This window comes from Pseudoxanthomonas suwonensis 11-1 (genome assembly GCF_000185965.1).
GTDB lineage: Bacteria > Pseudomonadota > Gammaproteobacteria > Xanthomonadales > Xanthomonadaceae > Pseudoxanthomonas > Pseudoxanthomonas suwonensis_A.
On sequence record NC_014924.1, the window covers coordinates 415,192 to 435,128 of the forward strand.

The window sequence follows — 19,937 nt, forward strand, 5'->3', positions numbered from 1 at the left end:
GGGAATGAACACGATTCGCGTTACCTCGCCGCGGCCGCCGGCGCGCTAGAGTGCGCGCATCCCCACGGCAGAGGAGCGCCGGTCCATGAAAGGCGACGCGAAGGTCATCCAGTACCTCAACAAGGCCCTGTACAACGAGCTGACCGCGATCAACCAGTACTTCCTGCACGCCAAGATGCTGAAGAACTGGGGGCTCAAGGAGCTGGCCGAGCACGAGTACAAGGAATCGATCGACGAGATGCACCACGCGGACTGGCTGTCCGAGCGCATCCTGTTCCTCGAGGGACTGCCGAACTTCCAGGCGCTGGGCAAGCTGCGCATCGGCGAAGGCCCGCGCGAAGTGCTGGAGTGCGACCTGGCGCTGGAGCTGGAAGGCATCCCGCTGCTGCGCGAGGCGATCGCCTACTCCGACTCGGTCGGCGACTACGTCAGCCGCCAGCTGTTCACCAAGATCCTCGACAACGAGGAAGAGCACGTGGACTGGCTGGAAACCCAGCTCGACCTGATCGCCCGCATCGGCGAGCAGAACTACCTGCTCAGCAAGCTCGAGGACTGACCGGCCCCGACCGAGGCCAGCCACGCCTGCAGCGCGCTCCGCGCGCGGGCGAACTCGGCGATCAGCAGGGCGGTGGTCACCGCCGGACGCTCCAGGGTGCCGCTGCGCGCGCCGTTCTCGATCCGGCGCGCCACCGCCGACAGCGCCAGCGCACCGATGTTGGCGCTGGAGGACTTCAGCGCATGCGCGGCCTCGCCCATCGCGTCCAGGTCTGGCGCGATGGAGGCCTGCTCGAGCTGCCGCACCAGGCGCGGCGCATCCTCCAGGAACAGGCTGACGATCGCCGCGGCATCGTCGCCGGCGATCTGGCGCAGCTCGTCCAGCATCTCGATATCCAGCACCACGGCCGGGGCCTCGGGTTCCGGCGGCGGAGCGTGCTGCGCCATGGGAGCCGTTGCGGCCGTCGCGTGCGGCAGCGGTGGGGCGGCGACCTGCGGGGTGGGCTGGGACGGCACCGCAGCCGGAGCCGGGGCCGCCACAGGTAACGGGGCCGCCGGGATTGCAGGGGCGGGCTGGGTGGCAGGCGCGCGCGGCGCGGCCGGCGCGGCCCCGGCGTGGGCCGGGATGGCGGACACGGCTGCCGGCGGGATAGCGGCGGTCGCAGGCGGGTGCGGTGGCACCGCAGCAGCATGCGGGGCAGGCACGGGCGCAGCCGCCGCGACCGCTGCCGCCGGTGCAGGAGGCGCGGCGGGGGTGGCAGCGCGGGCCTGCGCCGCGGCGGCTGCGGCGGCTGCCTGCTGCAGCCAGCGCTGCAGGCAGGCTTCCAGCTGCTCGCGCGCCACGGGCTTGGACAGGTAGTCGTCCATGCCGGCGTCCAGGCAGCGCTGGCGGTCGCCAGCCATGACATTGGCGGTCATCGCCACGATCGGCAGGCGGCGTCCGCCTCGGCTGGCCTCGTGCTCGCGCCAGCGGCGGGTGGCGGTGTAACCGTCCAGCACCGGCATCTGGCAGTCCATGAACACCATGTCGTACTCGCCCGCCGACAGGCGCTGCAGGGCCAGCTCGCCATTGGTGGCGGTGTCGCAGGTGTAGCCGAGGACCGACAGCAGCTTCTGCGCCACCAGCAGGTTGACCGGGTTGTCCTCGACCAGCAGCAGGCGCGGCGCGCGGCCGCCGGTCAGCGGCGTGCCCGCACGCGGCGCGGCGCCCGGCGTCGCCGGCGCAGTCGGAGCGGGTGGGGCCACAGGGGCAGCCGGAACGGCGGGAGCGACCGGGGCAGCGCTGGCAGCCGGAGCGGCGGGAGCGGCGGCGCGCGGCAGGGGCTCGGCGGTGCCGGCGATGGCAGGACCGGTGCTGGCGGGGAACGTGGTCGGCATGGCCTGTGCAGTCGTCGATGGCGTGGCCGGGACGGCCGGGGCAGGAATGGCCGGCGCGGCGAGGGGCCCGGCAGGGGCGGAGGCCACGCTGGCCGGATCCGGATCGGCAGCCGCGGGAGCTTCGGCGGGCGTGCCTTCGCCCTGCAGCGCGGCGCGCAGCTCGGCGTCCGGGGCCAGCCGCGGCAGCACGCCGGCGCTCTGGCGCAGTTCCGCGGCCACCTCGTCCTCGCTGTACAGCCACAGCAGGCGGATGCCGCTGTAGGACGGGGTGCGGGTCAGGGCGCGGTGCAGGGCACGGGCGGTATGGCGCAGGCCGTCGTGGTCGGCCAGCACCATCGACCAGGCGCCACGCGGCTGCCGGGGCAGGGTGTCGCCGCGCAGGCGCTCCAGCGCCTCCTGCGGAGTCTCCACCGCGTCCACGGCGAAGCCCCAGGACGGCAGCAGCAGGGCCATGCGCTGGCGCAGGCGCTGGTCGGGGCTGACCACCAGCACGCGCTGCATCTCGCCGCCGGCCAGGGGATCGCGCTGCAGGTCGCCGACGACCTTCAGCAGCGGGATCTCGAACCAGAAGGTGGAGCCGCGCCCCGGCTCGGATTCCACGCCGATGCGCCCGCCCATCAGGTCGACGATGCGCTTGCAGATCGCCAGGCCCAGGCCGGTGCCGCCGTACAGGCGCGTGGTCGAGGCGTCGGCCTGGCTGAAGGCGCGGAACAGGCGCGCCTGGCTGTCGGCGTCGATGCCGATACCGGTGTCCCGCACCTCGAAGCGCAGCAGGTGCTGGACCGGGGTCTCGCCCAGCCGGCGCACCACGAGGGTGATGCCGCCACGCTCGGTGAACTTGACCGCGTTGCCGACCAGGTTGCCCAGCACCTGGCGCAGGCGCACCGGGTCGCCACGCACCGGCAGGCGCACGTTGGGATCGAGGTCCAGCTCCAGGCGCAGGCCCTTGTCCTCGGCCGGGCGCCGCATCAGCTGCAGCATCGCGTCCAGCGGCTCGCGCAGGTTGAAGGTGGTGATCTCCAGCTCGAGGCGGTTCGCCTCCAGCTTGGAGTAGTCGAGGATGTCGTCGACGATCCGCAGCAGCTGCAGCGAGGACTCGTGCGCTGTGTGCAGCATGTCGCGCTGGTCCGGGGCCAGGGTGCCGTGGCCTATCAGGTCCAGCATCGGGATGATGCCGTTGAGCGGGGTGCGGATCTCGTGGCTCATGGTGGCCAGGAACTCGCCCTTGGCCAGGGCCGCGGCCTCGGCGGCCTGCTTGGCCTGCATCAGCTGCTGCTCGAGCTTGTCGTGGCGCTGCAGGTCGCGCTGCAGCTGGTTGCGCTCGTGTTCGGCGGTGGCCGCGCGCGCCAGCGCGGCATCGAGCAGGTGCGCCGTGCGGCGGCCCGCGCCCAGCGCCGCCAGTGCCGCCCCAAGGCCCAGCAGGACCAGGCCGCCGGCCACGGCGATCCAGGGGCCTTCGATCCCCGCCAGCCCCAGGCCCAGGGCCGGCAACGCCGCCGCCATCGCACCTGCGGCGGTTGCCGGCCACGGGTTGCGGGGGGCGGGCGCCATCGCTACAGCACCGCGTTCTGGAAGTCGAAGTCCAGCTCGCTGCCGACCGAGCTGACCAGGTTGCCCTGCACGAAGTCGATGCCGGCCATCCACATCGCCGCCGCGGCCTGCGGGTCCTCGATCTGCTGGCCGATCACCAGCAGGCCGAGGCCATGGGCCTTGTCGATCACCTCGCGCAGCTGGTCGCGCAGCTTCTGGTCGTTGTGCGCGGCGGCGAAGCGGCCGGCCATGCGCATGTAGCCCAGCTGCAGCTGGCCCAGCAGCACCTCGGCCTCGGGCCCGGGCTCGTACTGGCCGAGGCAGAACTGCACGCCGACCTGCATCATCCGCTGGCAGAAGCTGGCCAGGGCCACGCTGTGGACCAGGGCATCGGCCAGGCGCAGGTCGATGATCACCGCGCCACCGTCGATGCCGCGCGCGCTGATCGCCTGCAGCAGCCAGTCGGCATAGGCCTCGCGCACCAGCGTGCGCGGCGACTGCGAGACGAACAGCTGCAGCGGGCTGCCGTCGCGGGCGCGCCGCGCGACCAGGTCCAGCGCGTGTTCCATGACCTGCTGGTCGAGGTCGGTGATGCGCCCGCTGGCTTCCGCCGCCGGGACCACCTGGCCGGCCGACAGCACCGTGCCGTCGGCCTGGCGCAGGCGCATCAGCACCTGGTAACGGGCCTGGTCGCTGCCGGCGACGGCGACCACCGGCTGGTAGGCCAGCTCGATCTCGCCTTCCAGCAGGGCCATCTGTTCCTGTTCTTCCTGGGCGCTGGGCGGCACGTAGCCGGCCACGCCCTCCGGCAGCAGGCGCGCCTGCAGCGCGGCGCGCTCGGTGGCCTCCAGTGCCGCGGTGGCGCTGTCGAAGCCGCCGGGCAGGGCCGCGTGGCCAACCGCGCTGCGCAGCTGCAGCGGTTCGCCCTCGCGCACCTGGAAGGTCTCGGTGGCCAGGCGCGCGCGTACTTCCGCCGCGATTCCCTGCAGCTGCTCCGGGGTCGTATCGCGGACCAGGGCCAGGAAGCTGTTGTCGTTGAGCCGGGCCAGCGGCGCCGGCGCGGCGATCACCGCCAGGCGGCGGCCGGCCTCGGCCATCAGGCGCTCGAAGGCGGCATAGCCGAAGCGCTCGCGCAGGCTCAGGGCGCCGGAGATCTCGACGAAGAACAGGCCGCCGTCGGTGCCGGCCTGGAGCATCTCGTCGACCTGCTGCAGCAGCCAGCTGCGGGTGGCCAGGCCGGTTTCCGGGTGGCTGCGCAGGGTCGGCACCGCCACCGTCGGCGCGGCGGCATTGGCCAGCTCGCGCTGGGCGCGGCTGCGCTGGATGCGGTTGGAGAGCGCGGCGATCAGGTGGCGCGGCCGCACCGGCTTGACCAGGCAGTCGTCGGCGCCGGCCTCCAGCACCTCGAACTGGCGGTCGGTGTCCGGCTCGCCGGTCAGGAACACGATCGGCAGCAGCTGGCAGCCCGGCTGCTGGCGCACCAGGGTGGTCAGGCGCTTGCCGTCCACGCCTGGCAGGTGCAGGTCCATCAGGATCAGGTCCGGCTCGAACCGGGTGATGGCCTCGATCAGGCCTTCCGGCTGCATCAGCACCTCGGCCTGCATGCCGGCCCCGTGCAGCACGCTCTGCGCGAACAGGGCCTGCGGGCGGTCGTCCTCGACCACCAGGATGCGGTAGGGCTCTTCGTCGGTGGGGTTGAGCACCGGTGCCGGGGTCGGCTCCGGTCCGGTCCAGGTGGCGCCCGGGGCGGCGGCGGCACCCGGTGCGGACGGCGGGCGCGCGGCAGGAGCCAGCGCCTCGGCCTCGGCCGGGGTCTCCACGGCATCGCGGGTCCAGCGACGCCAGTAATGCGGTGGCGGCGTTTCGGCGCGTATGCGCTGGCGCGCGGCCGGATCCTCCGGCACGGGCGCTGGGTCTCGTGCGGCCATCAATGGCTCCCCAATTGGGCCTGCATTATGTGACCAATCCCTCTATCGGGTACAACCCTGCACGCGGTCATCCCGCGGTCATCCCGCGGCCATCAGGCGGCGCACGCCGCGCGCCATCAGCCGCCAGATCCACCACACCAGCAACGCGCCCAGCACGCTGATCCCGACCACGATCGCCAGTGCCAGCCACGGGTGCGCAAGCGCCAGGGCCAGTCCGCCGACGACGATGGTGTCCTCGGTCGCCGAGGCCGCCCAGTTGCTGACCGGTTCAGGCGATGTGTTCAGGAGTGCGCGGGTGCCCGACTTGAGCGCGTGGCTGGCCAGAGCGACGCCCGCGCCCGCAGCCAGCGCGCCGGCGCCGAGCTCGCCGTCCGGGGACAGCGCGGCGGCGGCCAGGAACGCACCGGCCGGGATCCGGGCCAGGGTCTGCAGCAGGTCCCATACCGAATCCACGCCCGGAATCTTGTCGGCGAAGAATTCGGCCAGCGCCAGTGCGCCGGAGGTGCCCAGCACCCACCACGACTGGGTGGCTTCCAGCGCCGGCGGCAGGTCGACCCAGCCGAGCAGGCCGGCCAGGCCCACGCCGAATACGGTCAGGTAGGCGCGGATACCGGCCATCCAGGCCAGCAGCAGGCCGATCACGAAGACGTGGGCGTCGGTCATTGCGGTTTCCGGGGGGCGGACGGCGGCGGCCGGGGGATCGGGGGCGGCTGACGAAGCCGTTGCCCCTCCTATGGTTACACTCCCCAACCATCGCCCGCAGTATAGGCAGAAACGATCCAGGCCCTCGATGACCGAACCATCGCCCCGCTTCCGTGTCGTTCCCAGCCGTCGCATCCCCGACCGGACCTTCAGGATCCTGCTGGCCGTGGCCTGGCTTGCGAGCCTGGTGGTCGTGGCCCTGGTTTCGACCCGCCTGGCCGCACCGGGGCTGGCGAACGTGCGCGACGGTGCACGCACCGCCCAGCGCGACGCCGAGCAGCGCCAGCGCCAGCTGGAGGAACTGGGCCAGCGGGTGATCACCCTGGAGCGCTCGGACCAGATCAGCCGCGCCGCCAATATCGAGCTGCAGGCCTCGCTGGCCGAACGCGACGAGGAGATCGCCGGCCTGCGCGCCGATGTTGCCTTCTACGAGCGGCTGGTCGGCTCGACCAGCCAGCGCAAGGGCCTGAGCGTGCACTCCATCGAGTTCGCCCCGGAGGAGGCCGGGACCTGGCGCTACCGCGCGGTGCTGACCCAGAACCTCAACCGCGGCGCGATCAGCCAGGGGCAGATGCGTTTCACCGTCGAGGGCGTGCGCGGCGGCAAGCTGGCCAGCATCGGCTGGGACGAGCTGGTGCAGCGCAAGGATGCCGGCGGACAGGCGTATTCCTTCCGCTACTTCCAGGAACTGGACGGCAGCGTGATGCTGCCCAAGGATTTCACGCCGCAACGTGTGCGAGTCTTGCTGCGGGGCAACGGCGGGGACGCCGAGCAGACATTCGACTGGAAGACCGCCGGCAGCGGGGGAGGCAGGTGAGCATGTTCAGCAGCAAGAAGAAGTCCGGCCAGCGCAATGGCTACACCATCGACACCCTGATCGGCCCGGACGTGGTGATCCGCGGCGACCTGGTGTTCAGCGGTGGCCTGTACGTCGAGGGCCGGATCGAAGGCACCGTGCAGGCGGCCGAGGGGAAGCCGGCGAGCCTGGTGCTGGCCGAGGGCGGCACCATCGAGGGCCAGATCCGCGTCCCGGTGGTGGTGATCAACGGCAAGGTCAGCGGCGACGTGCACGCCAGCGAGCGGGTCGAACTGGCCCAGCAGGCGCGCGTGGAAGGCGACGTCCACTACGCCGTGGTCGAGATGAACGCCGGTGCCCAGCTGACCGGGCGCCTGGTCCATGCCCAGCCGCAGGCGCAGCGCGCGTTGCCGGCACCGGACCCGGAGCGCGGCCAGGAACAGGGCAAGGAGCGCGGCAAGGACAGGGAAAAGGGCGCGGCCAAGGCTGAACTGGCCGCCGCCGAGGCTTGAACGGGGCGCCCGGCGCCCCCATGCTGGCCGCATGATTCCGCTTCCTACCGTTCCCAGCTACCAGCAGCTGGACCAGCCGCTGCGCTTCAGCAGCGCCGCCGCGGCCAAGGTCCGCGAGCTCATCTCCGAAGAGGGCAACGCGGACCTGAAGCTGCGGGTGTACATCCAGGGTGGCGGCTGCTCCGGTTTCCAGTACGGCTTCGAGTTCGACGAGAACCAGGCCGAGGACGACATGGCGGTCGCCACCGACGGTGTCACCCTGCTGGTCGATCCGCTGAGCCTGCAGTACCTGATGGGCGCCGAGGTCGACTACAGCGAAGGCCTCAGCGGCGCCCAGTTCGTGATCCGCAACCCCAACGCCAAGACGACCTGCGGCTGCGGCAGCAGCTTCAGCGTCTGAACCCCGCCGGGGACGCGCCGGTGGCCACGCCTGTCGCTGCCGCCATGCTCTCCGGGTACGCCTTCGGCGACGCCGGGCTGGACCGTTCCGACGCGCTGCGTGGTGATGCCGACGCGCTCGCAGGGCTTTGGCCAGGCGCGCGCGTGCTGCTGCTGGATGGCGACGGCCGGGCCGCCGCCGATGCCGAAGGCCAGCCCCTGCTGCTGGCCGGTGCCCAGCTCGGCGACCACTTCGACGACGCCATCTTCCTGGGCATCGACCCGTGCGGGCAGGCGCACTTCGCCCTGCAGGCAACGGCCGGCATCGAGGTGCCGCGCTGGATCGACCTGCGCCGCGCCGCGGTGGCCTGGCCGGCGACCGTGGGCGGGGCCTTCGCCTATGCGCGGGGGATGCTGCACTGGCGTACCCGCAGCCGGCATTGCGGCGTTTGCGGCGAACGCCTCGGGTTCCAGCGTGGCGGCTTCGTCGGCCACTGCCCTGGCTGCGCCACCGACCACTATCCGCGCGTCGACCCGGCGGTGATCGTCGCCGTCGGCGACGGCGAGCGCCTGCTGCTGGGCCGCCAGGCCAGCTGGATCGCGGGCCGCTGGTCGGTGCTGGCCGGCTTCGTCGAGCCCGGCGAGACGCCGGAGCAGGCGGTGGTGCGCGAGGTCCACGAGGAAACCGGGGTGCGGGTGCGCAGCTGCCAGTACCTGGCATCCCAGCCCTGGCCGTTCCCCGGCTCGCTGATGCTTGGCTACATCGCCGAAGGCGAGCCCGACCTGCCGCGCACCGACGGCGAGCTGGAGGATGCGCGCTGGTTCAGCCGCGAGGAAGTCGGCCAGGCCCTGGCCCGGGGCGAGGACGCCAGTAGCGGGCCGATCATGCCGTCGTCGCTGTCCATTGCCCGCGCCCTGGTCGAGCACTGGTATGCCGGAGCCGGCGGCGCCGGCTAGTATCCGCGCACGGAGGCTCCATGTTCACGACCCTGGTCGCGGTGATCATCGCCCTGGTGCTTGGCCACGTGGCGCCGGCGGTGCTGGCACCGCTGCGCAGCTACACCTGGTATTCGCACCTGCAGGACTGGCTGGCCACCCAGCTGGCGGACGGCGGTCCGTGGCGCACCCGTTGGGGCATCGCGCTGGTGGTGCTGCCGCCGGTGCTGCTGGTCCTGCTGTTGCAGCTGGCGCTAGGCCGGGTGCTGTACGGCTTCCCCGGCCTGCTGTTCGCGATCGTGGTGCTGGTCCTCACCTGGGGACCGCGCGACCTGGACGTGGACGTGGAGGCGGTGCTGGATGCGGACGACCCGCAGCAGCGTCGCGCCCGGCTCGACCAGCTCGCGTCCGAGCCCGGCCAGGTGGTGGGCGAAGGCCCGGCCCTGCCGGCGGTGATCGCCCGCACCGCGCTGCGGCGCTGGTTCGCGGTGCTGCTGTGGTTCCTGCTGCTCGGCCCGGCCGGCGCGGTGCTGTACCGCCTGCTGGAACGTTCCGCCTTCGGTATTCACCTGGACCCGCTGCCGGAAGAAAACGCCGCCGGCGCGCGCTGGCTGCTGCGCTGGATGGAATGGCCCGCGGCACAGCTGATGACCCTGGCCATGGCCCTGGCCGGCAACTTCGACCTGGTCAGCCGCGCCTGGCGCCATGCGGGCGGGACGCGCTGGAACCCGGAAAGCCGCTTCCTCGAGGCCGCCGCGCGTGCCGCGGTGGTCGGCGAACTGGCCGAGGAGGCCGAGGAGGACCTGGCGGCAGGACGCCTGCCCGCCCGCGGCGAGCTGGCCGAACTGCGCGACGCGATGAACCTGGTCTGGCGGATGCTGCTGCTGTGGCTCGCCCTGCTGGCCCTGCTGGTGATCGCCGGCTGGGTGGGCTAGCGGCGCCACGCAGGAAGGGAGGCACCATTGCCGGTGGGCGCGTCGCCACGCGCCTGCAAAACTGCGGACCAGGCGACCGTGTTTCAGCCCGGCGCGAGCAGGGTGAAGGGGAACCATGGCAGGTTGCGCGCGACCCAGTAACCCGGCAGCAGCACCAGCCACAGCTTCGGCTCCAGCACCCAGCGCATCAGCGGCGCCAGCACGCGCGGCTGCCAGCCGCCGGACCAGGCCAGCATCAGCGGCACCACGCCGATCAGGGAAACGCCCAGCGGATTCATCGCGAAGGCGCGGACGAGGTCGCCATGGGCCAGCGCATGCATCGCCCGGGTCAGCCCGCAGCCGATGCAGAACCAGCCGGTGAAGGCGCGGAACATGCACGGCGGGAACGGGTTGCCGGCCACGTTTGGATCATATGTGCGCAGCAACCAGAATCCGGCGCCGGCCGCCAGGGCGGCCGACGCCAGCGTCGCGATCCACAGCGGTCGCGACAGGGCCATCGATCAGCCCTGCATCTGCTGCATGGCCTGCATGTACTGCTCCATGCCGCCGGTAGTCATGAACCAGATGTTGATCAGCAGGCCGATGATGGCCAGCGCGGTGGCGACCCAGCACCAGGTCTTGGCAGTGGCCGAAGCACGGCGCGCGCCTTCCAGGTCGCCGCGGTTGAGCGCGGAATTGACCTTGCTGGAGAACACGATCGCGACGATGCCCAGCAGGCCCAGCGGGCAGCACAGGCAGGTGGCGAGGATGGTGGAGACGATCGACCAGGCCAGGTAGTTCGGCACCGGGCCGTGCAGGGGCTCGGCGTTCTGGGCGGGCGGCGGTGGGACGTAGCTCATCGTGGTGCTCCAGCAGGGAATGAAAGCCGTGACGCCGGCTTATGCGCTGGCATGGCCGCCGGTCCTGCGCAGCCTGCCGGGAAAGGAAACTCGGGACCGGCGTGGCCGGGAAAAGGATACGCGCCGGGGCGAAGGGCCGGCCGCGATGCATGGAGGCATGCCGGCTGCGTTACTGGCGTGGCCGACGCTTCCCGGTTGCAGGGAACGCGCGCGCCACGTCCGATGGCTTCCGGCATCGCATCCATGCTGGTGTGTGCTTCCCCTGGCAACCGCCCAAGCCTAACCGACCGGCAGCAAGCCGGCAAAGACATGCTCAGGCACTGCCGGGCAGGACCCAGGCCGTCGCCAGGCTCAGGCCGCGTCGCCGCGCAGTTCGCGTACGCGGGCTTCCAGTGCTTCCGCGCTCACCGCCCCATGCAGTGGCGCCCCGGCCACAACCTCCACCCGTGCGCGCAGGCGCCGTGGCACGCGCATGCGGCCCAGACGCGAGTCGCGCCGGCTCCACATGCTGGCCCACAGCCCGCGCAGCGCCATCGGCACCACCGGGACCGGGCGCCCGGCGGCGGCGGTGCGTGCCAGGATCCGTTCCACGCCGGACTTGAAGGTGGCGATCCCGCCGTCCTTCGTCAGCGCTCCCTCGGGGAAGATGCAGACCAGTTCGCCCTCGGCCAGCGCAGCGTCGATGGCGTCGAACGCGCGCTGCATGCGCGCGGGATCCTCGCGCGCGCCGGCAATGGGGATCGCGCGGGCGGTGCGGAAGATCCAGCTCATCACCGGGATGTCGAAGATCCGGTAGTACATGACGAAGCGCACCGGGCGCGGGATGCTCGCGGCCAGGACCAGCGCATCCATGTAGCTGACGTGGTTGCACACGATCACCGCCGCGCCCTCGTCCGGCACGTGCGCCTCCACGCCGCGCACGCGCAGCCGGTACAGCACCCGCACCAGCACCCAGCTGAGGAAGCGCATCAGGAACTCGGGCACCAGGGCGAAGATCCACGCCGCCACCAGCACGTTGGCGATGGCCAGGGCCAGGAACAGCGTCGGGCTGCTCCAGCCCAGCATGCCCGCGCCAAGGCCGACCAGCGCCGCCAGCACGATGAAGCCGGAGTTCTGGATGTTCAGCGCCGCGAACACCCGCGACATCTGCGAGGAAGGCGTGCGGCTCTGGATCAGTGCGAACAGCGGCACCACGAAGAAGCCGGTGAAGACGCCGATGCCCAGCAGGTCGACGACGATGCGCAGGCTGCCGGGCTGGGCCAGGAAGCCGGCCACGTCCAGCCCGGTGACGGGCGCCGCGCCGGGGCGGGCGAAGTACAGGTCCAGCAGGAACGCGCTCATGCCGGCCGCGCCCAGCGGCACCAGGCCGATCTCCACGGTGCGCGCCGAAAGCTTCTCGCACAGCAGCGAGCCGGTCCCGGTGCCGATCGAGAACAGCGCCAGGGCGCAGATGTAGAGCGAGGCCGAGCCGGACGCGCCGCCCAGGTGGAGCTCGGCATAGCCCGGCAGCTGCGAGGTGATGATGGTGCCGAAGAACCAGAACCAGGACACGCCGAGGATGGCGTTGCGCACCGCCGGCTGGGCGCGCGCCATGCGCAGCACCGCCAGCGACTCCGGCAGCGGGTTCCAGCCGATCTTCAGGTCCGGGGCGCCGGCGTCCACCCGCGGGATCATCCGCGCGACCAGGTTGCCGGCGATGGCCAGGGCCACGATCGCCGCGGCCGCCGCCTCCGGGCCGTGCGCGCCGGCGACCTGGAAGATCAGGCCGCCGGTGATCATGCCGCCGAGGATCGATATCGAGGTGCCCATCTCGACCAGCCCGTTCCCGCCGGTCAGCTCCTCGGGCTTGAGGATGGCCGGCAGCACCGAGTACTTCACCGGTCCGAACAGGGTCGACTGCAGGCCGGTGCAGAACAGCGCCACCAGCAGCAGCGGCATCGACTGCAGCAGGAAACCCACCGCCGCCAGCGACATGATCACGATCTCCATCGTGGTGGTGACCACGATCAGGCGCTGCTTCTCCAGCTTCTCGGCCACCTGCCCGGCGATGGCCGAGAACAGGAAGTAGGGCACGATGAAGATCGCCGGGGCGATGACCGCGTAGGTCGAGCGCTCCTCCGCGCTGACGCCGAGGAAGAACAGCAGGCCGATGATGGCCTGGCGGTAGACGTTGTCGTTGAAGGCGCCGAGCGCCTGCACGATGAAATAGGGCAGGAAACGGCGCTGGGTCAGCAGCGCGAACTGGCTGTGGGCGGCCATGCGGCTCTCCGCGGGACTGGCGCGGAGCCTAGCAGAGCGCACCGCGCGGTGGATGCCGCCGGTCCCGCAACCGGGGGCCGGGAACGATCCGTTGCGTGGGTCCCTGCGCCATGCCGGCGTTGCGGGCTTACAGTGGCCCGGATCCCTGCACGACGGAGTCCGACGTGGACGCCAATGCCCTGATGCCGGCCGCCTTCCTCGGCCACGGCAGCCCGATGAACGCGCTGGAGCGCAACCGCTACACCGATGCGTGGCGCGCCTTCGGCGCGGACTCGCCGCGGCCGCGCGCGATCCTGGCCGTGTCCGCGCACTGGTACGTCAACGCCACCGCGGTCACCGCGATGCCCCGGCCGCGCACCATCCACGACTTCTACGGCTTCCCCCAGGCGTTGTTCGACGTGCAGTACCCGGCGCCGGGCCTGCCGGAGCTGGTGGAGGAGGTGGCCGATGCGGTGTCGCCGGACCAGGTCGGTGCCGACCTGGATGGCTGGGGCCTGGACCACGGCACCTGGTCGGTGCTGGTGCACGCCTTCCCGAAGGCCGACGTGCCGGTGGTGCAGCTGTCGATCGACGCGCGCAGGCCGCCGGAGTGGCACCTGGCCCTCGGCGCGAAGCTGGCCGCGCTGCGTTCGCGCGGGGTCATGGTGATCGGCAGCGGCAACGTGGTGCACAACCTGCGCGCGATCGACTGGCACCAGCCCGACGGCGCCTTCGACTGGAACCGCCGCTTCGAGGAGGCCGCGCACGGGCTGATGCTGGAGCGGCCGCATGACGTGCCCTCGCTGGTCGCGCATCCGGATTACCGCCTGGCCGTGCCCAGCCCAGACCACTTCCTGCCGCTGCTGTACATCGCCGGCCTGGCCGCGGCGGCCGGGCATCCGGCGCGGCCGCTGGTCGAGGGCTACGCGTACGGCTCGCTGTCGATGACCTCGTACGGCCTGGACAGCCACGGGCCTGCCGCCGGCGGCGGTCCCGGCGCGGCGCCGATCGAGACCTCGCTGCCGCCGGAACAGGCCAACGTCTAGCGCGGCGGCTACCATCGGGCGTCCCCCGCTGGAGCCGCGCGCATGAAGCCCCTGGTCCTGTCCTGCCTGCTGGCCGCCCAGCTCGGTGCTGCCCTGCCCGCCGCCGCGGCCGACGCCTCCGTCGCCACGACCGCGGCGCGGGCGCAGTACCCGGCGATGGTGGAGTGGCGGCGTGACTTCCATCGCCATCCGGAACTGGGCGGATACGAGACCCGCACCGCTGCCGCCATCGCCCGCGAGCTGCGCGCGCTGGGACTGGAGCCGCGTACCGGCATCGCCCGCACCGGCGTGGCCGCGGTCCTGCGCGGTGGCCGACCCGGTCCGCGCATCGCCCTGCGCGCGGACATGGATGCGCTGCCGGTCGAGGAAGCCACCGGGCTGCCATTCGCGTCCACCGTGCGCTCGACCTATCGGGGCCAGCCGGTGGGCGTGATGCATGCCTGTGGCCACGACCTGCACGTGGCGATCCTGCTGGGCGTGGCCCGCGCCCTGGCCGAACGCCGCCAGGAACTGGCGGGCGAGGTGATGTTCGTGTTCCAGCCTTCGGAGGAAGGTCCGGACGAACCGGGCGCGCCATTCGGCGCGCGGCTGATGCTGGACGAGGGCGTGTGGAAGGACTACCGCCCGGAGGCGGTGTTCGGCCTGCACGTGTGGTCCGGGCTGCAGGTGGGCCAGGTCGGCTTCCGCAGCGGCCCGCTGCTGGCCAGCGCCGACGAGTGGGCCCTGACCGTGCGCGGGCGCCAGACCCATGGCTCGCGGCCCTGGGACGGCGTCGATCCGATCACCGTCGGTGCGCAGATCCTGCTGGGAACGCAAAGCATGATCGCGCGCCAGGTGAACATCGCCAGCACGCCGGTGGTGCTGACCGCCGGCCAGTTCAACGCCGGCGTGCGCTTCAACATCATCCCCGACGAGGCGAAGCTGGTCGGCACCCTGCGCACCTTCGATCCGCGCGTGCGCGAGGACGTGGTCGCGCGCTTCGAACGCATCGCCCGGGACTATGCGCACGCCGCCGGCGCCACGGCGGAGCTCGAAGTGGTGAACAACGCACCGGCCACGATCAACGACCCGCAGCTGGCGCGGCGCGTGCTGGCCTCGCTGCAGGCCGCGGCCGGCGCGGACAATGTCGTCGAGATGCCGCTGCAGACCATCGCCGAGGACTTCTCGCAGTTCGCCAACGAGGTGCCGGGTGCGTTCTTCCTGGTCGGCACCACGCCGGCCGGGCAGGAGCCGGCGCAGGCGCCGATCAATCACTCGCCGCACTACGCACCCGACGAGGCGGCGCTGGAGCATGGCGCGAAGGCGATGCTGCAGGTGGTGCTGGACTACCTGGACGGCACGTCCGGCTGAGCCTTCAGCGGACCCGTGGCTGCGCGGCGAACCACGGCCGCAGCCGGCGCAGCGCCTCTTCCACGTGCACCGTGGCCGGGGCGAAGCTGAAGCGGATGAAGTGGTGGCCATCGACCGGGTCGAAGTCCACGCCCGGGGCCAGGGCAACGCCCGTGTCCTCGAGGATGCGCCGGCACAGCCCGAGGCTGTCGTCGGTCAGGTGGGCCACGTCGGCCCAGACGTAGAACGCGCCGTCGGGCGGGGCGATGCGCTCCAGGCCCAGGCCGGGCAGGGCGTCCAGCAGCAGCTGGCGGTTGCGCGCGTAGGTGGCGCGATGGCCTTCCAGCTCATCCACGCAATCCATCGCCACCAGCGCAGCCTGCTGGCTCGGCGAGGGCGGGGTCAGGAACAGGTTGCCGGCGTAGGCGCGCGCGGTGTCCACGTGCGAGGGCGGCACCAGCAGCCAGCCCAGGCGCCAGTCCACCATCGAGTAGTACTTGGAATAGCTGTTCACCACCATCGCATCCGGCGCGTACTGCAGGATCGAGTGCGCCGGCTGCGTGTAGTGCAGGCCGTGGTAGATCTCGTCGGAGAGCAGGACGATGCCGCGCGCGCGGCACACGTCCGCGATGGCGCGCAGCTCTTCGGGTTCGATGATGGTGCCGGTGGGATTGGCCGGGCTGGCGAGGATGACGCCGGCCGGCGCCGGATCCAGCGCCGCGATCGCCGCGGCGGTCAGCTGGTAGCGGCTTTCCGGGCCGCAGCCGATCTCCAGCGGCTGCAGGCGCGCGGCGATGGCGGTGTTGCGGTAGGCGATGTAACCGGGACGGGCGAAGGCGATGCGGTCGCCGGCTTCGAAGCGCGAGAGCATCGCCAGCAGCAGTGCCGGCGAGGCGCCGCAGGTGAGGATGACCTGCGCCGGATCCACGTCCACGCCGTAGGCGTCGCGGTAGTGGCGGGCGATGCGCGCCCGCAGCGGCACGCTTTCCCAGTAGCCCGGCGGCGGCTGGTCGAGGCCTTCGCGCACCGCCGCCAGCGCCGCGGCCGGTGCCGGCGTGGACGGCTGGCCGAACTCCATGTGCACGACCGGGCGACCTCCAGCCTCCAGCGCACGCGCCAGCTGGCTGATGGCGATCGCGCGGAACGGTTCTACGCGACCGCCCATGGCCTCAGTTGCCCTGCTCGCGGGCGATCGCGCGCCAGCCGATGTCGCGGCGGCAGAACGCGTGGGCCCAGGAGATCGCGTCCACGCCGGTGTAGGCGCGGCGCTGGGCGTCGGCCACGCTGTCGCCCAGCGCGGTCACGCACAGCACGCGGCCGCCGGCGCTGGTGACGTTGCCGTCGTCATCCAGTGCGGTGCCGGCATGGAACACCTTGACGTCGGCGGGCACCGCGTCGAGACCGCTGATGACTTCGCCGGTCACCGGCGAGTCCGGGTACGGACGCGCGGCGATCACCACGCCCAGCGAGGGCCGCGGATCCCACTGCGCCTGGACCTCGTGCAGGCGGCCGTCGATCGCCGCCTCGACCAGGTCCAGCAGGTCCGACTGCAGGCGCAGCATCACCGGCTGTGTCTCCGGGTCGCCGAAGCGCACGTTGAACTCGATTACCTTCGGCGCGCCGGAGGCATCGATCATCAGCCCGGCGTAGAGGAAGCCGGTGAACGGGGTGCCGTCGGCGGCCATGCCGGCCACGGTCGGCTCCACCACCTCGCGCATGATCCGCGCGTGCACCTCCGGGGTGACCACCGGCGCCGGCGAGTACGCGCCCATGCCGCCGGTGTTGGGGCCGGTATCGCCATCGCCCACGCGCTTGTGGTCCTGCGAGGTGGCCATCGGCAGCGCGGTCTTCCCGTCCACCATCGAGATGAAGCTGGCTTCCTCGCCCTCGAGGAACTCCTCGATCACCACGCGCGCGCCGGCATCGCCGAAGGCGTTGCCCGAGAGCATGTCGCGTACCGCGGCCTCGGCTTCCTCCAGGGTCATGGCCACGATCACGCCCTTGCCGGCGGCCAGGCCGTCGGCCTTGACCACGATCGGCGCGCCCTTCTCGCGGATGTAGGCGAGGGCCGCGTCGACCTGGGTGTGCACTGCGTAGAACGCGGTCGGGATGCCGTGGCGGGCGAGGAAATCCTTGGCGAAGGCCTTGCTGCCTTCCAGCTGCGCGGCCGCGGCGGTGGGGCCGAAGATGCGCAGGCCGGCCCCGCGGAAGCGGTCGACCACGCCGGCCACCAGCGGCACCTCGGGACCGACCACGGTCACTGCCACGCCCTCGTCGCGGGCAAGCTGGAGCAGGCCATCGAGGTCGGTGACCTTGACCGCGGCGTTGCGGCACTTCGCCTCGGTGGCCGTGCCGGCATTGCCGGGGGCGACGATCACTTCGCTGACGCGCGCCGACTGCGCGAGCTTCCATGCCAGCGCGTGCTCGCGCCCGCCGGAACCGATGACCAGGACCTTGCTCATGAGGGAAGGGAATCGCGGGAAAGGGAACGCGATTCTAGCGTGCCCGCCGCGCCTGGCCCTGCGGGCGCGGTGCTTTCCCGCGCAACCGCTGCCGCGCTGTCAGGCTTCGCCCTGGAGGCCGAAGGCCGGATGCAGCACGACTTCGCCGGCCGAAGCCGCATCGGTGAAGCGCAGGGCCTGGAACGCGCCCTCGGGCGCGCCCGGGAGGGTCAGCGCTGGCTCGGCCATGAAACCGAAGCGGCCGTAGTAGGCCGGGTCGCCCAGCACCACGCAGCCGTTGGCCTCGCGTGCCTGCAGTTCGGCCAGGCCGGCGCGCACCAGGGCGGCGCGGACGCCGTGGCCCTGGTCGGCCGGATCCACCGCCAGCGGACCGAGCACGTACCAGCCGTCGCCATCGCGCGAGGGCCGTGCCGGCGAGAACGCGATGTGCCCGGCGACGCGGCCGTCGATATCGGCGACCAGTGACACCGCCAGGGCGTTGTCCGCGCGCAGGGTGTCGACGATCCGGGTCTCGAGCTTCCCCTCGCCGGGATACTTGGCGAACGCCTTGCGCAGCACGGTACAGATGGCGTCGATGTCCTCGGGGCCTTCCTCGCGGATCCACATTGGCGCGTTCTCCTTTGCGTGTGGTCGGCCCGCGCTGCGGGGCGGCTGTCGGGGGCCACCCTACGGGCGCGGCGGCGAATGCCGGGTGATGCCGGCCGTGCCACGAACGGAAACGGCCGCGCCTGCAAGGGCGCGGCCGTCCGCTACCAGCCAGCCGGGTCGCGCGGGGCGATCAGTGGCGGAAGTGACGCACGCCGGTGAACACCATGGCGATGCCGTGCTCGTCGGCCGCGGCGATCACCTCGGCGTCGCGCATCGAGCCGCCCGGCTGGATCACCGCCTTGATGCCCGCGGCCGCGGCGGCATCGATGCCGTCGCGGAACGGGAAGAAGGCGTCGGAGGCCATCACCGAGCCCTCGACCACCAGGTCGGCATCGGCCGCCTTGATCCCGGCGATGCGCGCCGAGTACACCCGGCTCATCTGCCCGGCGCCCACGCCGATCGTGCGGTTGTCCTTGGCGTAGACGATCGCGTTGGACTTCACGAACTTGGCCACCTTCCACGCGAACAGCAGGTCGATGAACTGGGCTTCGGTCGGGGCCAGCTTCGTCACCACCTTCAGCTCGTCGCGGGTCACGACCCGGTCGTCGGCGGTCTGCATCAGCAGGCCCGAGCCCACGCGCTTGAGGTCGATGAAGCCCGGCGACGGCGGTGCCATCGGGATCCGCAGCACGCGCACGTTGGCCTTCTTCGTCGCGTACTCCAGCGCGCCGGCGTCGTACTCCGGCGCCAGCAGCACCTCGACGAACTGGCGGTCGAGGATGGTCTTGGCCGTGGCCGCGTCCAGCGGACGGTTGAAGGCGAGGATGCCGCCGAAGGCGCTGGTCGGGTCGGTGGCGTAGGCCAGCTCGTAGGCCTCGCCCACGTTCGCCGCCACGGCCACGCCGCAGGGGTTGGCGTGCTTGACGATCACGCAGGCCGGCGCCTCGAACTGGCGCACGCACTCCCAGGCCGCATCGGCGTCGGCGATGTTGTTGTAGCTCAGCTCCTTGCCCTGCAGCTGCTCGAACGTCGCCAGCGAGCCCGGCGCCGGATGCAGGTCGCGGTAGAACGCGGCCTGCTGGTGCGGATTCTCGCCGTAGCGCAGGTCCATGACCTTGACGAAGCTGCCGTTGGCCTGGGCCGAGAAGGCGGTGCGGACCGGCACCTCGGTGCTGGTGTCGGTCACCGCGGAGAGGTAGTTGCTGATCGCCGCGTCGTACTGGGCCACGCGGTTGAACGCGGCCACCGACAGGGCGAAGCGCTTGGCCGCCGACAGCTTGCCGTCGTTGGCTTCAAGCTCGGCCAGCAGGTCGGCGTACTGGTCCGGCGAGGTCGCCACCGCGACGCGGGCGAAGTTCTTGGCGGCCGAACGCAGCATCGCCGGACCGCCGATGTCGATGTTCTCCACCGCATCGGCCAGGCTGCAGTCGGCCTTCGCGGTCACCGACTCGAACGGATACAGGTTCAGCACCAGCAGGTCGATCGCGCCGATGCCGTGCTGGGCCATGACCTCGTCGTCGATGCCGGCGCGGCCGAGCAGGCCGCCGTGCACCAGCGGATGCAGGGTCTTGACCCGGCCATCCATCATCTCGGGGAAGCCGGTGACCTCGGACACGTCCTTGACCGGCAGGCCGGCCTCGCGGATGGCCTTGGCGGTGCCGCCGGTGGACAGCAGCTCGATGTTGCGCGCGGCCAGGGCGCGGGCCAGGTCGATCAGGCCAGTCTTGTCGGAAACGGACAGCAGTGCCCGGCGCACGGGCAGGAAGTCGGCGGTCATGGGTGGCGGCAGGGTGCGGGGAAAGAGGCGGAATTATAGCCGCCGGCCCCCGTCGGGCCGCCCGGGCGG

Annotated in this window: 18 protein-coding genes; 8 read left to right on the forward strand and 10 right to left on the reverse strand. The window is 72.0% G+C overall.

From position 1 onward, the window contains the following. Window positions 1–85: 85 nt before the first annotated feature. Entirely contained in the window at window positions 86–556 is a 471-nt protein-coding gene (bfr, locus tag PSESU_RS01905) for a bacterioferritin (protein ID WP_013534075.1), read from the forward strand. On the opposite strand, the gene PSESU_RS16450 is transcribed toward bfr, so the two are convergent. The 3 genes from PSESU_RS16450 to PSESU_RS01925 all read right to left on the reverse strand — a co-directional run bounded on the left by PSESU_RS16450 (window position 529) and on the right by PSESU_RS01925 (window position 5,993). After that, window positions 529–3,423 (reverse strand): hybrid sensor histidine kinase/response regulator, encoded by a 2,895-nt coding sequence (locus PSESU_RS16450; RefSeq protein ID WP_013534076.1) that lies wholly within the window; start codon window positions 3,421–3,423, stop codon window positions 529–531. The two genes, bfr and PSESU_RS16450, sit on opposite strands and share 28 nt — an antisense overlap. Window positions 3,424–3,425: 2 nt before the next feature. Beyond that, window positions 3,426–5,330, reverse strand: a complete 1,905-nt coding sequence (locus tag PSESU_RS01920) for an EAL domain-containing protein (RefSeq protein ID WP_013534077.1) — start codon at window positions 5,328–5,330, stop codon at window positions 3,426–3,428. A gap of 78 nt (window positions 5,331–5,408) precedes the next feature. Next, the gene (locus tag PSESU_RS01925) at window positions 5,409–5,993 is read right to left on the reverse strand and encodes a DUF4126 domain-containing protein (protein WP_013534078.1); all 585 of its coding nucleotides are present in this window, start codon (window positions 5,991–5,993) and stop codon (window positions 5,409–5,411) included. A gap of 127 nt (window positions 5,994–6,120) precedes the next feature. Here PSESU_RS01925 and PSESU_RS01930 point away from each other — a divergent pair, with 127 nt between their 5' ends. Genes PSESU_RS01930 through PSESU_RS01950 form a run of 5 tightly spaced genes read left to right on the forward strand, consistent with a single transcriptional unit; the run spans window position 6,121 to window position 9,589 of the window. Next, the gene (locus tag PSESU_RS01930; RefSeq protein ID WP_013534079.1) at window positions 6,121–6,849 is read left to right on the forward strand and encodes a DUF6776 family protein; all 729 of its coding nucleotides are present in this window, start codon (window positions 6,121–6,123) and stop codon (window positions 6,847–6,849) included. Between the two features lie 2 nt (window positions 6,850–6,851). After that, window positions 6,852–7,340, forward strand: a complete 489-nt coding sequence (locus PSESU_RS01935; protein WP_013534080.1) for a bactofilin family protein — start codon at window positions 6,852–6,854, stop codon at window positions 7,338–7,340. A gap of 31 nt (window positions 7,341–7,371) precedes the next feature. Next, on the forward strand, window positions 7,372–7,740 hold the full coding sequence (gene erpA / locus PSESU_RS01940) for an iron-sulfur cluster insertion protein ErpA (protein WP_013534081.1): 369 nt from the start codon (window positions 7,372–7,374) through the stop codon (window positions 7,738–7,740). Between the two features lie 44 nt (window positions 7,741–7,784). Further along, window positions 7,785–8,675: an NAD(+) diphosphatase gene (gene nudC, locus PSESU_RS01945; protein ID WP_013534082.1), complete on the forward strand. Its 891-nt coding sequence runs from the start codon at window positions 7,785–7,787 to the stop codon at window positions 8,673–8,675. A gap of 20 nt (window positions 8,676–8,695) precedes the next feature. Beyond that, window positions 8,696–9,589, forward strand: coding sequence for a membrane protein (locus tag PSESU_RS01950; protein WP_013534083.1), 894 nt, complete (start codon window positions 8,696–8,698; stop codon window positions 9,587–9,589). An 83-nt stretch (window positions 9,590–9,672) separates the two neighbouring features. Here the strand turns inward: PSESU_RS01950 and PSESU_RS01955 are convergent, their stop codons facing one another. From PSESU_RS01955 to PSESU_RS01965, 3 genes are all read right to left on the reverse strand, one after another. Further along, the gene (locus PSESU_RS01955; protein WP_013534084.1) at window positions 9,673–10,086 is read right to left on the reverse strand and encodes a DUF2752 domain-containing protein; all 414 of its coding nucleotides are present in this window, start codon (window positions 10,084–10,086) and stop codon (window positions 9,673–9,675) included. 3 nt (window positions 10,087–10,089) lie between these two features. Continuing rightward, window positions 10,090–10,428, reverse strand: coding sequence for a CD225/dispanin family protein (locus tag PSESU_RS01960; RefSeq protein ID WP_013534085.1), 339 nt, complete (start codon window positions 10,426–10,428; stop codon window positions 10,090–10,092). Window positions 10,429–10,779: 351 nt separating this feature from the next. Continuing rightward, window positions 10,780–12,687, reverse strand: a complete 1,908-nt coding sequence (locus tag PSESU_RS01965; RefSeq protein ID WP_013534086.1) for an MFS transporter — start codon at window positions 12,685–12,687, stop codon at window positions 10,780–10,782. A 164-nt stretch (window positions 12,688–12,851) separates the two neighbouring features. On the opposite strand from PSESU_RS01965, the gene ygiD reads away from it, so the two are divergent. Further along, window positions 12,852–13,712, forward strand: a complete 861-nt coding sequence (ygiD, locus tag PSESU_RS01970) for a 4,5-DOPA dioxygenase extradiol (protein ID WP_013534087.1) — start codon at window positions 12,852–12,854, stop codon at window positions 13,710–13,712. A gap of 42 nt (window positions 13,713–13,754) precedes the next feature. Next, entirely contained in the window at window positions 13,755–15,062 is a 1,308-nt protein-coding gene (locus PSESU_RS01975; protein ID WP_013534088.1) for a M20 family metallopeptidase, read from the forward strand. 4 nt (window positions 15,063–15,066) lie between these two features. On the opposite strand, the gene PSESU_RS01980 is transcribed toward PSESU_RS01975, so the two are convergent. The 4 genes from PSESU_RS01980 to purH all read right to left on the reverse strand — a co-directional run bounded on the left by PSESU_RS01980 (window position 15,067) and on the right by purH (window position 19,868). Then, a complete protein-coding gene (locus PSESU_RS01980) occupies window positions 15,067–16,206 on the reverse strand; it encodes a pyridoxal phosphate-dependent aminotransferase (protein WP_013534089.1) in 1,140 nt (379 codons plus the stop codon). 4 nt (window positions 16,207–16,210) lie between these two features. Beyond that, window positions 16,211–17,503 (reverse strand): phosphoribosylamine--glycine ligase, encoded by a 1,293-nt coding sequence (purD, locus tag PSESU_RS01985; protein ID WP_013534090.1) that lies wholly within the window; start codon window positions 17,501–17,503, stop codon window positions 16,211–16,213. A 99-nt stretch (window positions 17,504–17,602) separates the two neighbouring features. Beyond that, window positions 17,603–18,109 carry a GNAT family N-acetyltransferase gene (locus PSESU_RS01990; RefSeq protein WP_013534091.1) on the reverse strand — a complete coding sequence of 169 codons (507 nt, stop codon included), beginning with the start codon at window positions 18,107–18,109 and terminating at the stop codon, window positions 17,603–17,605. Window positions 18,110–18,281: 172 nt separating this feature from the next. After that, entirely contained in the window at window positions 18,282–19,868 is a 1,587-nt protein-coding gene (purH, locus tag PSESU_RS01995) for a bifunctional phosphoribosylaminoimidazolecarboxamide formyltransferase/IMP cyclohydrolase (RefSeq protein WP_013534092.1), read from the reverse strand. Between the last annotated feature and the right edge of the window lie 69 nt (window positions 19,869–19,937).